This is a genomic window from Fonticella tunisiensis, assembly GCF_004364155.1.
Lineage (GTDB): Bacteria > Bacillota > Clostridia > Clostridiales > Caloramatoraceae > Fonticella > Fonticella tunisiensis.
Window position 1 is genome coordinate 45,457 of the sequence record NZ_SOAZ01000011.1, and the last position, 13,289, is coordinate 58,745.

Here is a 13,289-nt window from a genome sequence, read left to right on the forward strand (position 1 = left end):
AGCTAAGACTAGCATAGATAAAAAATACATAAAGGAGGAATAGAAATGAGAAAAAGGGGAGTTAAATTAACGACTCTTGTACTAGCCCTTGTTTTTGCACTTGGCCTTTTGGCTGGATGTGCTAAGGGCGGAGGTGGAGCAGCACAGGTTATAAGATATAACCTTGGTGCAGAGCCAAAAACACTTGATCCAGCTTTAAACGCAGCAGTTGAGGCAGGTACAATTATCGAGAATGTATTTGAAGGTCTAATGAGGCTTGATGAAAAGGACCGCCCAATACCAGGTGTAGCTGAAAGATACGAAAAATCAGCGGATGGACTTAAATACACATTCTATCTTAGAAAGAATGCCAAGTGGTCAGATGGAAAGCCTGTTACAGCAAAGGACTTTGAATATGCATGGAAGAGGGCTTTAGATCCTAACACAGCCGCAGAGTATGCTTACCAGCTTTACTATCTGAAAAATGGCGAGGCATATAACACAAATAAGGCCACTGCCGATCAGGTTGGGGTAAAGGCACTTGATGATTATACTCTTGAAGTAACACTTGAAGCACCAACACCATATTTCCTTTCACTTATGGCATTTCCAACATACATGCCAGTAAGAAAGGATATAGTTGAAGGCAACAGCAATTGGGCTACAAAGCCAGAAACATACATAGGAAATGGTCCATTTAAGATGACACAATGGCTGCCAAAGGATAAGATAGTTATTGAAAAGAATGAAAACTACTGGGATGCAAAGAGAGTTAAGCTTGCAAAGGTTGAAATGAGAATGCTTGAAGATGCAACAGCAGCCCTTTCAGCATTTAGATCAGGACAGCTTGACTATATAGAATCACCTCCATCACAGGAAGTACCAAACATGCTTAAGAGTGGAGAAGCACAGGCTCTGCCATATCTTGGAACCTACTTCTATGAGATAAACGTTTCAGATAAGGCGGCTTCTGTTAACCCAGCAGCTGCAAAGGTACTCAAGGATGCAAGAGTTAGAAAGGCTCTTTCACTTGCTATAGACAGAAAGGCCCTTGTTGACAATGTATTAAAGGGAGGACAAACACCTGCTACTACTTTTGTTGCCGATTCAGTTGTGGTAGATGAAAAGGGAAATAGGTTTAAAACAAAGGATTATTACAAGCCAGAGGGAGATGTTGCAGAGGCTAAGAGGCTTCTTGCTGAAGCAGGATATCCAGATGGCAGCGGATTCCCTGAAATAACAATAACTTATAACACAGGAACAGGACATCAAAATATTGCGCAGGCTATACAGGAAATGTGGAGAAAGAACCTCAATATTAATGTTAAGCTTGAAAATCAGGAATGGAAGGTATTCCAGGTTACTAGAACTCAGAAGCAGTATTTAATAGCCAGGGGTGGATGGATTGCAGATTATAACGATCCGATGACGTTCCTTGATATGTGGATGTCAAATAGCGGCAACAACGATGTTGGATATAATAATCCAGAATATGACAGATTAATAGCTGCAGCTAAGAAAGAAGCAGATCCAGCAAAGAGAGTTAGCCTTCTGCACCAGGCAGAAGATTTGTTGATGAAGGATATGCCTCTTATACCACTTTACTACTACAATAACATTGTGGCAATAAAGCCTTATGTAAAGGGTGTTACAAAATCTCAGCTTGGATTCGTATTCTTTGATACAGGATATGTTCAAAAGTAAAATAGGCCCGGAGACCCGGGCTTATTTTTTTTTAGGAGGAGTATTTTCATATTTGTCACGAGGTGAGAAATATGCACAATCAGATCCATAGCCGATTACATTAGCGGTTATGACCACATGGTTCAGGCTGCATTTTCCATTGTACTGATGTATGCAATCTGCTGAACAGTTTATATTTGTCATATAATCCCCTCCTATTAGTTAGTATAGTATTTTTGATGGTTAAATATTTGTGGAGGAAGATGAATAAAGTTCTAATTATTCCCTTACACTTTCAATTGATATGCCTTCTGACTCCGTATTTATTGGCCCACTGCTCATTATCAGGGGTATAAGATAATGGAGTACCGTGTAGCTTAGGTAGAGGCTGTGGCTGCTGCTGAAGTGTTTGGAAACAGTTAGTGCTGTAATTTTTTTTGTATTGATTCTAAAGCTTTTTAAGAAAACAGGTGCCCTTCCTGAGTCAGCCATAAGGGGTATACATTCATCGATCATACCTTCATATCCCAAAAGATTTATGTGTCTGTCGGGTATGCTCTGAACTATACCACTTCTTAAAACGGCGGATTCATAGAACCTGTTAAGAACGTTAAATACTCTTTCGTCCTGGGTTTCAACATGGTACATAAAGAGAAATTTTATAATCTCTGCAATATCCCTTGATGAATAGCTTATCTTCTTGTAATCTCCCTGTACGAAAAGATTTAATGAATAATCAAAGAAATTTTCAACAAATTGGTAAATTGCTGTTGATATTTCCTTGAATTTTTCAATACCCGTTTCCCAAAAACCTTCTAATAAGGCTGAAGCAACTCTAAAGTGCGTTATAAGGGAGGCAGTTTCAAAATCATTATAATTTTTCTCTACCTCACCGGTAATTTTTATCCTTGATTCAAGCTCTGCACAAAGCAGCGCTATCATATGCTGATAGTTAACCCTTCTAAGAGGGTCCTTCTGCATCATACAACATCTTGCAAAGGATGATATGAACTGACTTATGTTTCGAGATGATGATTCAAGCAAAAGGTTGTAGTTGTTGAAAAGGTAATTAAAAATGTTGTTTGCTTCATTTAAGTAGTTGTCAGAGCTTGAATTGTAGTAAATTTTTATGTTTTTGTTTGAAGTCAGGTTATACAGGGATAAAAATGCTTCATGTATAAGTACCTGATCCAGCAGTTTGGGTTCACCTTTGTTCTGTTTTATGTTAAGTTCATCGCTTATAAATCTGGTTTTGTTTTCAGCGGATACAAAAAGCCCATCATCGTTTCTTAAATATGTTGTTGTGAAGTCATAATAGGCCTCAGCGCTCTTTTTCATAAGAATTCCGGTGACGGGCCTACTATTCATCAATACTTCAGCCCCTCTGCAAAGGCTGAGCATTCCATAGGCCTGAGAGGATAGGGATATTTCTTTGTTAAAGCTCGTAAAATCCCACATATATCTTCCAGGGTTTATTATCTCATCCGGTGGACTTGTAAAGGAGGATTTAGCCTTTTTATATATACATTTTAATAGGGCTACATCCTTTGTAAGCTCCTGAATATTTTTTATACCACAGGCATTATTTAGTCTTTGAACATCCTTTTCGCTTAATATGTCTATTATGCCTGCACCGGAGTAAAGGCATCCCCATTCGATATTGGCCAAGGAAAAGGCTGATAGCTTTAGTACGATATCGATCAAGGCATCGCTTATATTCTTAAAGCGGTATTTCAAAGGATACCCACCACCTGACAATTAATTTCTTATATATAGTGTATGATAGATGGACATGTAGCGTTACTATTTAATTAATTGTTCTTTAATTGAATTTGTAAAAAGGATCACAATGCATGTATAATGTTAATAGAAATGGAGGTAATGTTATGCAGATTGGTAAGCTTTCTAATGAAGTATTGAGAGAGGTTATTATATCGGGAATCGATAAGAAAAATGAAGATATAATTGTTGGGCCCGGGGTTGGTGAGGATTGTTCTGTGGTTGAATTTGGTGATGAAGTTTGTGTTTTAACTACGGATCCAATAACTGCGGCAAGCAACAATGCGGGCACAATTGGAGTGCATATTTGCTGTAATGATATTGCCTCTGCAGGGGTTAGGCCGCTTGGCATACTTGTTACCATACTTGCACCACCTTCTGCAGCTCTAGAGGATATTAAGAGGATAATGGAGGAGATAAACGAGGTCTGCAGGGAACTTTCCGTTGATGTGATAGGAGGGCATACCGAGGTGACGGATGCTGTAAATAGAATTGTTCTTTCAATTACTGCCATAGGCAAAGGAAAAAGGGATGGTTTTGTAACAACAGGCGGTGCACAGGACGGAGACGACATAGTCGTTACAGGATATGCAGGGCTTGAGGGAACAGCTATAATAGCCAAGGATTACTATGATTCTTTAAAGGATAGACTCGATGGTAAACTTTTATTAAGGGCCCAGAATATGCTCAAAAGCATAAGCGTTGTAAAGACAGGGCTTTTAGCAGCTGATTATGGAGTGCACGCAATGCATGATGCCACTGAGGGAGGAGTACTTGGGGCTATATGGGAAATGGCGGAGGCATCAAGAAAAGGTGTATATATTTATAAAGAAAAACTTCCTGTAAAGGATGAGACTATAAGAATATGCAGGGAGCTGGGATTAAACCCCTACAGGCTTATATCAAGCGGATCAATGATAATAGCGTGCAGCGACGGAGAAGGCCTTTGCAGGTTCCTGGGTGAAAACGGAATAGATGCCAGGGTTGTAGGTAAATTTACTGATGGAAAAAGAATTATAGCAACTTCACAAGGGGAAGAAGAGATAGCTCCTCCTGAAGCAGATGAGATTTACAGGGTGAAGGTGTAAGGATGGTTGGCATATATTGCCTTTTCTCCATATGCTTTTGTTTGAACTGCCGATAAAGGCTTAACCGGTGCGGCGTATTAATTTACATAACTGGATATAATACATTTAGAATTGTTTGTTTGCTGCGCTGATTTTGTTTTGAAAGACATTGAGATACTGCATTAACAACTACGCTTGTGCATAAGGTTTCAGGAGGGTTCGGGTCAGATGACAACCCAGGTAAGCAGTCCATCATTATAGACCATCCAAAATGTAAATTGTATTAGTTATATATGATGGATGTTTACCGATCATAAGTTAAATTATAAGGTAGATCTAAGGAGGATTTTAAATGGTAAGAATTGACGGAAGACGAAGGGATGAAATTAGAAAGGTTAAAATAACCAGAAACTTTATTAAGCATCCCCAGGGCTCTGTTCTTGTAGAATTTGGGGATACAAAGGTTATATGCACTGCTATGATTGATGATAAGGTACCTCCTTTTTTAAAGGGAACGGGGGAAGGTTGGATAACATCAGAATACGGAATGCTTCCAGGGTCGACCCAAACCAGAAAGGCAAGGGATGCAAGCAAAGGTAAAGTTGATGGTCGTACCATGGAAATACAAAGGCTTGTTGGAAGAGCTTTAAGATCAGTTGTTGATTTAAGGGCAATAGGGGAAAGGACTATATGGGTTGATTGTGATGTTATTCAGGCTGATGGAGGTACAAGGACGGCGTCTATTACAGGTGCCTTTGTTGCCCTTGTGGATGCCGTAAATAAAATGGATAATGCACAGCCCTTTAGTATATATCCAATAAGGAATTATGTTGCAGCCATAAGTGCTGGTATAGTTGATGATGAAATAATGCTTGATTTATGCTATGATGAGGATTCAAGGGCAAGGGTAGATATGAACATAGTCATGACGGATAACGGTCAGTTTGTAGAGGTTCAAGGAACAGGTGAGAAAAGCCCATTCACGAGGGATGAAATGATGGAACTTATTGCCCTTGGAGAAAAGGGCATTAGAGAGATCATTGATATACAGAAGAAAAGTCTTGGAGAAGATGGTAATAAAATAGGAACGGGGGAGGAAGTTAAAATTGAGGAAGAACAGCAGGATAATAATAGCCAGCAACAATAAACATAAGGTTGATGAGATAAAGGCGATACTCAGGGAGTTCCCCTTTGAAATATTGTCATTAAAGGAGGCAGGAATAGATATAGAGGTTGACGAGGATGGTAAAACCTTTGAGGAAAATGCCCTAAAAAAGGCAGTGGAAGTTATGAAGGTTTCGGGTGAGATGGCCCTCGCAGACGATTCGGGTCTTGAAGTATATGCACTGGATGGGGAACCTGGAGTTTATTCAGCAAGATTTGCCGGGGAGCATGGGAATGATAAGAAAAACAATAAAAAATTATTAAACCTGCTTAAAAATGTTCCTGATGAAGAGAGGGGGGCAAGGTTTGTAAGTATAATAGCCCTTGTATCACCCGACGGAGAGCAAATAATAGGAAGAGGGTACATAGAAGGAAAAATAGGCTATGAAGAAAAGGGAAAGAATGGTTTTGGATACGATCCCCTCTTTATAGTACCTGAATTGAATAAAACCTTTGGAGAACTGACTTCTGAGGAGAAAAATTTAATAAGTCACAGATCAAGAGCTCTTGCGGATTTGAAGAGTAAGCTAAAGAAAATTTTATAATACAACATTTAAGTTTAGGGGGAGGACGCTATGCGCATAGGTGTAGTTAGTGATTCCCACGGAAATCTTTATATGCTTGATAAGGCTATATCCCGGATGGGGGATGTGGACCTTATTATACACCTGGGGGATTTTTATTATGATATTTTAAAGGTAAATGAAAAGTATAAAAAAGCTGTGGAGTACGTTGTTGGGAATAACGAATTTGTTATGAATCCAATATATGACAGGATAGTAGTATCTGGTGGAAAAACTATCTTTATTACCCATGGGCATAAATATGGCGTATACTATGGAATTGACAGGCTGTACTTTAAAGCTCAAGAGGTGCAGGCTGACATTGTTCTCTATGGACATACACACATACAATCCCTCGTAAGAGAAGGAGGCATGGTGTTTTTAAACCCCGGGAGTGTATCGAGGCCAAGGGATTCAAAGGCTGGATATGCGGTTATTGAAATAGATGAAAGTGGGGATATAGATGTAAATTTATTAAGACTGGATTATTAGCAATGTACGGCATATAGGATATTATGTTTTTATATTTAACCAAAAAATACAAGACAAAAAGTTTATAAAAGGTATTGACGATTAACATAATATCCTGTATACTCTATATTGTCGCTGGAACGAGGCGATAAATAAAATGATATCGGGGTGTGGCGCAGATGGGAGCGCGCGTGGTTTGGGACCATGAGGTCGCAGGTTCAATCCCTGTCACCCCGACCACTATAACATCCTATCTTGACAAGTTGATATGATGTGATATAATTATTTTTGTTTGAAATTTAGTTCATCATATTATGCGGGTGTAGCTCAATGGTAGAGCCCCAGCCTTCCAAGCTGGTTACGTGGGTTCGATTCCCATCACCCGCTCCATATAAGCGCCCATAGCTCAGTTGGATAGAGCAACGGCCTTCTAAGCCGTGTGTCGGGAGTTCGAATCTCTCTGGGCGCACCACTATGGTGGGTATAGCGCAGTTGGTTAGCGCGCCAGATTGTGGCTCTGGAGGCCAAGGGTTCGAATCCCTTTATCCACCCCAAACGCTGGGCTGTCGCCAAGTTGGTAAGGCACGAGACTTTGACTCTCGCATTCGTAGGTTCGAGTCCTGCCAGCCCAGCCAATGTGAGCCACTAGCTCAGTCGGTAGAGCACATGACTTTTAATCATGGTGTCCGGGGTTCGATTCCCCGGTGGCTCACCATTTTAAATCAAAAATCATGCGCCATTAGCTCAGTTGGTAGAGCACCTGACTCTTAATCAGGGTGTCCTGGGTTCGAGTCCCCGATGGCGCACCAAATGCGGGCATGGCGGAATTGGCAGACGCACTAGACTTAGGATCTAGCGCCTCGTGCGTGGGGGTTCAAGTCCCTCTGCCCGCACCATTTCAGAGGACAGAAGTCGGAGGTGAGAGGTCAGAGAGAATCACAAGACTTCTGGAATCTAATTTTATTAAAATAGATTAAAAAAGACCCGAAAGGAATACTAAGGAGTCTGACATCTGACGTTTGACATCCGATATCTAATTTGCGGGAGTGGCTCAGTGGTAGAGCGTCACCTTGCCAAGGTGAACGTCGCGGGTTCGAATCCCGTCTTCCGCTCCAGATATGCGGGTGTAGCTCAATGGTAGAGCCCCAGCCTTCCAAGCTGGTTACGTGGGTTCGATTCCCATCACCCGCTCCAGTATTTGCGCCCTTAGCTCAGTTGGATAGAGCAACGGCCTTCTAAGCCGTGTGTCAGGAGTTCGAATCTCTTAGGGCGCACCAGATAAGACTTTTGGGCCCAAAGCGGTTTGATCGGGCGCCCATAGCTCAGCTGGATAGAGTTACAGACTTCGAATCTGGAGGTCGTAGGTTCGAATCCTACTGGGCGCGCCACATTAGATATAATTATCATGCGCCATTAGCTCAGTTGGTAGAGCACCTGACTCTTAATCAGGGTGTCCTGGGTTCGAGTCCCCGATGGCGCACCAGCATAAAAGAGAGATTAACGTCTCTCTTTTTTTATTATTGGGAAACAGGGACAGTTCACAATTGAATTTTTACGTTTGTTGCTTAGTTGTAAATCGTACCTGTTTAAAAATGATTAATGAATTTTGAAAATGATTCTGGAATGTTTGTGTATTTACTGGATTTCTTGCCTCTGAAAAAGAAGTTGGAATCTATAAAAAACTGTGAACTGTCCCTCATTAATTGAATATTATAAACTGAGGCAGTATTTGTAAAGGAGGTTTATTATGTTTATTCCAGCTCCAGGAATTAGTATGAATTATAAGTATGTGTCTCAGTTTGTAAACTTTAATATTTCTTTGAGCGTCACTGAAATCGAACTGAACTGCAGGTTAATTACTTTTGAAGGCCCCTTCATGGGAAAATATTTTCTTATAGCATCAGAGGATGACGAAAATATTTCAATTTTAAGGGCCGGTAAGGGGCTTTTTTATGGAAAAATTACAGAAAGTGATTTAGAAAATCCCATATTCAAAATAAACAAGATTAATCTTCTGTCGGATGGAATTAAAATTACCGAAAAGGATACAATCAAAACAGTTGAAGGGGAGTTTGATGTTGAATACGAAGGAATAAAGTTTGAGCGTTGTAAAATGCTTACTCTTGATCATAATAACGGAAAGTATCTTTTTTATATAAAGGACGGAATAGGATTGATTTCTATAGAAAATTATTTCAATGGCACAATAAGGGAATATATCATTAAAAAGGAGGCTTAGCCTTCTTTTTTTATAGATCTAATTGGGGTATAATAAATAAGAAATAAAAATTGGAGGTGCGTTCCATGAGGAAACCCAGCATCTTTAGCAGCAACTATAGAGAACAGATGAGACGTCGAAGGATAAACATAATTTTAATAGTATTAATACTTATAAGTGCAGTTTTCTTTGGAGTTAAATATTATATTAGTAACGATATTAAATTTTTAAAAGGAGAAAAGGCTGCAGATATACAAAAAGGCCAGAAGAACGATAATAAACAGGCTCCGGACAAATCCCAGGACAACAAAAGTCAAGCTAACCTTCAGAACCCAGGTAATGAACAAAAACAAGCTGAGGGAAAAAATATTTCCTATTATGAATATAAGACTGCTGAAGGAGGGACAATTAAGGTAGAATATACTGTCCAGGCTGATAGAAAGGAGATAATAGGTCTTAAGGAGGATAATAGTACAGTAAGCTTTGATATCTCACCGGATAAGCAGAGAATTGTTTTTGAAGATAAAGCCTCAGGTGATATAGTCCTTGGAGATGTGAATAACACTTTTATAAAGATACAGCTTAAAGAATACATATCAAAGGCTTCAGGAGTTGTAATAAAACAGGAGTCAACTGTTAAAAATAAGCCCTGGCATATATGGGCACAAAAGCCCCATTTTACCTCCGATGGGAGAGTTGTTTATGTTTCACATCTTCCCTTCGTAAAGAAGGGAAACAATCTTTACCTTTGGACTGTAAATATGGATGGCACAGGACATAAATTTCTCGGCAAGCTTGGTTATAACATAAACAATATTTCCTACGATGGTTTTGACGAAAAAGGAGGACTAAAGATAAAGGACGGAGATAAGTCTTATTATCTTGCCCCGGGGGCAAATCACATAGCTCTTCAATAGAAAGCAGGCTGCAAAGCACGCCTGTTTTCATTTTTATCGAGATTCTTTCTATTTGAAATTCTAATCCTACGCTTCATGTTTATTTGAGTATTTTTTACCCCCGCTGATATTAACACTGAATGAAGTGGAAAATCTTAAACGAACATGTACAGCTATATATTTTTAATAATGACACAAAAAAATATTAACTGATACATATAATTTAATAAAGTAATGTTTGGGGGATATTTATGCTTGGCTATCATAGTGTAAAGGATCTTGAAGAGAAAGTAGCTCCATCAATACTTGATATGTATCGAAGGGATTATAGAAATTTTAACCTCGCTTCCATTATTGCAGGATTTCACAGGGCATATGGCCTCAGAGATGAGGGGAACTCCATATCCATAGAGATAATAAACAGTATCAGGGATTATACAGAGGATCTGAAGGACAGGAATCTGCTTATATGGAATCTTTATGTCTTATCAAGAGAGCTAATAGATGACGGGTTATACGATGAAGCCATATCTGTTATAGAAAGAGCTGAAAGGAACTGGTCAAGGGATGTAATACTGGGGGATGAAATTGGGGTATATCATATATCATGGGTCGAGCAGCTCTGGCTTAGAAAAGCTGAGGTTTATTTAATCTTAAATGATGAAGAAAGGTTTGAAGAAATTACGGATAGAATTTTGATGAGCAGGTTAAACTTCTTTAAGGAAGCTGAAAATGTAACAGGGGAAACTATTTTCCAGGATAGATGTACTTACAGCTGTTTTGAACTGATGGCTTTTCAGAGAAGAAAAAAGGATATAAAATCAGCCATTTCAATGATAAAACAGGCTATATTACACAAAAAAGTTCCATCGTTGAATAATGAGTATATGAAGTCTGCTGCTGAGAAGGAGGCAAAGGGACTACATGGAAATGCCCTTGATATATACTTTAAATATTATTATAAAATTCCCGATGTGCCCTTTGATAACCTGAAATATGGATACTGCAAAAGCTGTATACACTTTGATGGTTGTTCATCATGTAAGCTGCGCTGTGTTGAAACGGATCGGTATAAGGCTTGTACAAAATATCAGCATTAAAAAAGGCAACCCCCATGGAAACAATATTAGATCTTATATAATACGGCAGCACTGATACAGAAACTAAGCAGGAACTAAACAGGAGTTAGGGATTGCCTTTTTTGTCAATTAAATAAAATGTTAACTATTAATACCATTAATATATTTTCCATTACATGAAATTTTATTCATGAAAATTATTTAATATTTGAAAAAGGCATGCGTAAATATAAGACAATAAATCTGATGCATGCCTATATTTTTATGACACACATGAGTGATATAATATAATTATCACTATATATCAGGGGAGGAAATAAATGAGGATAGGTATATCATCGGCTTGTTTTTATCCATATATTAATACGGAAGATACCCTTGAAATTATAAAAGAAACAGGTGCTGACATCTGCGAGGTGTTTCTTGAGGCAGAATGTGAAACAACGGAGGAATACTGCCTGTCTCTTAAAGAAAAAGCTGATAAAATTGGAATTGATATATATTCTGTTCATCCATACTCCGTAAGCTTCGAACCCTTCCTGTTTGACAGGTATGAAAGGCGAAGGCTGGAGATGGAGAGAAAGTTCAGGGCCATTTGCAGGGCTGGTGAAATTCTTGGAGCTGAATGTTATGTATTCCACGGCATAAGAAAAACACCTGATTTTCCCAATATTGATAATACAGCAAAAGGAATGGACAATCTGTGTAAAATAGCAGGAGAATATGGGATAAAGCTTGCCTGGGAAAATGTTGCATGGTGTATGTCCTGTTCACCAAGATTTTTGGAGCTTGTCAGGGAAAGAATGAAGGAGGATATATATTTCAATCTTGATATAAAGCAGGCGGTTAGAAGTGGTTATTCTCCGGAGAGCTACATTGATGTTTTTAAAGATAGAATAATTAATGTACATATAAATGATGCATCAAAAAAATCCACATGCCTTTTGCCAGGTCAGGGAGATATCGATTTAAAGAGTATTGTAGACAGGGTGAAGATTTTAAATCCCGATGTTCCCTTTATAATAGAGGTTTATAGTGAAAATTTTACAAGTTACAAAGAGCTTAAAATATCGAAGGAATATATGGAAAGGCTGGAGGAAGGAGAATGAAAAGGTTAAGACTTTTTATAGTACTGCTGTTTGTTACATTGATAACTTCATGTGCGCCGTTAGCTCGAAATATAAACAAGGATGAAAATACAAACCTTATAGTTTCAGTAATAGATGTAGGACAGGGCGATAGCATTCTTATAAAAACACCGAAGAATAAATATGTTCTTGTTGATGGAGGTTCAAAAACTGAAAAGGATAAGCTATTTAATTTTTTAAAAACACAGGACATAGACAAAATCGATGTGATTATAGGCACCCACCCCCACGAAGATCATATAGGAAATCTTGATGACGTTATAAGGGACTATGACGTAGGTGAAATATATCTGCCAAAAGTTACTGCCTCAACCAAAACCTTTGCAGATTTAATGGATGCTATAAGGGATAAGAATCTTTCCATCAAAAACGCAAAGGCAGGTGTATCCTTTAGCCTGGATGGCGTAAACTTTGATTTTATAGCACCAAACAGCTCAAAATATGAGGAAGTCAACAACTATAGCGCCGTTGTTAAAGTCACATACAGGAAAAGCTCATTTCTCTTAATGGGTGATGCTGAAAAGCTTTCAGAAAATGAAATAATGTCAAGGGGCTTCAATGTAAGTGCTGATATAATAAAAATAGGCCACCATGGGAGCTCATCATCTTCATCACGTAAGTTTATTGAGGCTGTAAATCCAGAATATGCAGTAATATCGTGCGGAAAGGGAAACGATTATGGTCATCCCCACAGAGAAACTCTAAAGCTTCTCAGCGACCTTAAAATCAAAACATACAGAACTGACATCGATGGAACGGTTTCATTTTCAACCGACGGATATAATATTAAAAGTGCTAAAAAATAAACAGATATTGGTGTTTAAATCGTTGATTATAAAGGGTATAATTTATATATACATTATGAAGGGAGGCCAGGGGTTTGGAAGTTTTTTACGACAGAAAAAACGATGTTGTGAGCATATATTTTGATTTGCAGGGTGAAAGTGGTATAATTGAAGAAAATGGCCTTTCTAAAAGTAAGAGTGAGAGAGAGTATGAAATTGACGAAGCAGCAAGCTTGGTACTCGATATGGTGGATTTAGTTGATGAAGATGGAAACCTTAAGGGATTCAGAGTTTTTAACGCTTCAAAACATTACGATGTAACCCTTTTAAATTGTGCCGAATTTGAGGAATTGAGCCAGGAAGAGATGAGAAAAATGCCGCAGGAAAAGATAGTTGCAAGATTCTATAAATGATAAAGTGGAGGCTTAAAAAGCTTAAAGACTTGAATATATATTTA

Annotated in this window: 13 protein-coding genes and 13 tRNA genes; 24 read left to right on the forward strand and 2 right to left on the reverse strand. The window is 38.6% G+C overall.

Going from position 1 to position 13,289, the window contains the following annotated elements; genetic code table 11:
• Positions 1-45 precede the first annotated feature (45 nt).
• Positions 46-1,683 (forward strand): peptide ABC transporter substrate-binding protein, encoded by a 1,638-nt coding sequence (locus tag EDD71_RS07955; protein ID WP_133628215.1) that lies wholly within the window; start codon positions 46-48, stop codon positions 1,681-1,683.
• A 21-nt stretch (positions 1,684-1,704) separates the two neighbouring features.
• Here the strand turns inward: EDD71_RS07955 and EDD71_RS07960 are convergent, their stop codons facing one another.
• Entirely contained in the window at positions 1,705-1,866 is a 162-nt protein-coding gene (locus EDD71_RS07960) for a hydroxymyristoyl-ACP dehydratase (protein WP_133628216.1), read from the reverse strand.
• 75 nt (positions 1,867-1,941) lie between these two features.
• Positions 1,942-3,399, reverse strand: a complete 1,458-nt coding sequence (locus tag EDD71_RS07965; protein ID WP_133628217.1) for a hypothetical protein — start codon at positions 3,397-3,399, stop codon at positions 1,942-1,944.
• Positions 3,400-3,548: 149 nt separating this feature from the next.
• Here EDD71_RS07965 and EDD71_RS07970 point away from each other — a divergent pair, with 149 nt between their 5' ends.
• The 23 genes from EDD71_RS07970 to EDD71_RS08080 all read left to right on the forward strand — a co-directional run bounded on the left by EDD71_RS07970 (position 3,549) and on the right by EDD71_RS08080 (position 13,245).
• Positions 3,549-4,529 carry an AIR synthase family protein gene (locus tag EDD71_RS07970; RefSeq protein WP_133628218.1) on the forward strand — a complete coding sequence of 327 codons (981 nt, stop codon included), beginning with the start codon at positions 3,549-3,551 and terminating at the stop codon, positions 4,527-4,529.
• A 331-nt stretch (positions 4,530-4,860) separates the two neighbouring features.
• Positions 4,861-5,655, forward strand: a complete 795-nt coding sequence (rph, locus tag EDD71_RS07975; RefSeq protein ID WP_133628219.1) for a ribonuclease PH — start codon at positions 4,861-4,863, stop codon at positions 5,653-5,655.
• Positions 5,615-6,217, forward strand: a complete 603-nt coding sequence (locus tag EDD71_RS07980) for an XTP/dITP diphosphatase (protein WP_133628220.1) — start codon at positions 5,615-5,617, stop codon at positions 6,215-6,217. Before rph ends, EDD71_RS07980 begins: the two co-directional genes overlap by 41 nt.
• Positions 6,218-6,247: 30 nt before the next feature.
• Positions 6,248-6,727, forward strand: coding sequence for a metallophosphoesterase (locus EDD71_RS07985; RefSeq protein ID WP_133628221.1), 480 nt, complete (start codon positions 6,248-6,250; stop codon positions 6,725-6,727).
• 143 nt (positions 6,728-6,870) lie between these two features.
• Positions 6,871-6,946: transfer RNA gene (locus tag EDD71_RS07990), tRNA-Pro, on the forward strand.
• 76 nt (positions 6,947-7,022) lie between these two features.
• Positions 7,023-7,096: transfer RNA gene (locus tag EDD71_RS07995), tRNA-Gly, on the forward strand.
• Between the two features lie 5 nt (positions 7,097-7,101).
• Positions 7,102-7,178 (forward strand) — tRNA-Arg (locus tag EDD71_RS08000).
• Between the two features lie 5 nt (positions 7,179-7,183).
• Positions 7,184-7,260 (forward strand) — tRNA-His (locus EDD71_RS08005).
• Between the two features lie 5 nt (positions 7,261-7,265).
• Positions 7,266-7,341: transfer RNA gene (locus EDD71_RS08010), tRNA-Gln, on the forward strand.
• Positions 7,342-7,345: 4 nt separating this feature from the next.
• Positions 7,346-7,421 (forward strand) — tRNA-Lys (locus EDD71_RS08015).
• An 18-nt stretch (positions 7,422-7,439) separates the two neighbouring features.
• Positions 7,440-7,515, forward strand: a tRNA-Lys gene (locus tag EDD71_RS08020).
• A 3-nt stretch (positions 7,516-7,518) separates the two neighbouring features.
• A tRNA-Leu gene (locus EDD71_RS08025) sits at positions 7,519-7,602 on the forward strand.
• A gap of 144 nt (positions 7,603-7,746) precedes the next feature.
• Positions 7,747-7,821: transfer RNA gene (locus EDD71_RS08030), tRNA-Gly, on the forward strand.
• A 5-nt stretch (positions 7,822-7,826) separates the two neighbouring features.
• A tRNA-Gly gene (locus tag EDD71_RS08035) sits at positions 7,827-7,900 on the forward strand.
• A 6-nt stretch (positions 7,901-7,906) separates the two neighbouring features.
• Positions 7,907-7,983, forward strand: a tRNA-Arg gene (locus tag EDD71_RS08040).
• 34 nt (positions 7,984-8,017) lie between these two features.
• Positions 8,018-8,094, forward strand: a tRNA-Arg gene (locus EDD71_RS08045).
• Positions 8,095-8,113: 19 nt separating this feature from the next.
• Positions 8,114-8,189, forward strand: a tRNA-Lys gene (locus tag EDD71_RS08050).
• A 264-nt stretch (positions 8,190-8,453) separates the two neighbouring features.
• Positions 8,454-8,945, forward strand: coding sequence for a hypothetical protein (locus EDD71_RS08055; RefSeq protein ID WP_133628222.1), 492 nt, complete (start codon positions 8,454-8,456; stop codon positions 8,943-8,945).
• Positions 8,946-9,010: 65 nt separating this feature from the next.
• Positions 9,011-9,841 carry a TolB-like translocation protein gene (locus tag EDD71_RS08060; protein WP_133628223.1) on the forward strand — a complete coding sequence of 277 codons (831 nt, stop codon included), beginning with the start codon at positions 9,011-9,013 and terminating at the stop codon, positions 9,839-9,841.
• A 230-nt stretch (positions 9,842-10,071) separates the two neighbouring features.
• Positions 10,072-10,920 (forward strand): hypothetical protein, encoded by an 849-nt coding sequence (locus EDD71_RS08065; protein WP_133628224.1) that lies wholly within the window; start codon positions 10,072-10,074, stop codon positions 10,918-10,920.
• A gap of 299 nt (positions 10,921-11,219) precedes the next feature.
• Complete coding sequence (locus EDD71_RS08070; RefSeq protein ID WP_133628225.1) at positions 11,220-12,008, forward strand: sugar phosphate isomerase/epimerase family protein; 789 nt, start codon at positions 11,220-11,222, stop codon at positions 12,006-12,008.
• Positions 12,005-12,853, forward strand: coding sequence for a ComEC/Rec2 family competence protein (locus tag EDD71_RS08075; protein WP_133628226.1), 849 nt, complete (start codon positions 12,005-12,007; stop codon positions 12,851-12,853). The genes EDD71_RS08070 and EDD71_RS08075 overlap by 4 nt, the downstream gene beginning before the upstream one ends.
• A gap of 74 nt (positions 12,854-12,927) precedes the next feature.
• Positions 12,928-13,245, forward strand: a complete 318-nt coding sequence (locus EDD71_RS08080; RefSeq protein WP_133628227.1) for a hypothetical protein — start codon at positions 12,928-12,930, stop codon at positions 13,243-13,245.
• Positions 13,246-13,289 lie beyond the last annotated feature (44 nt).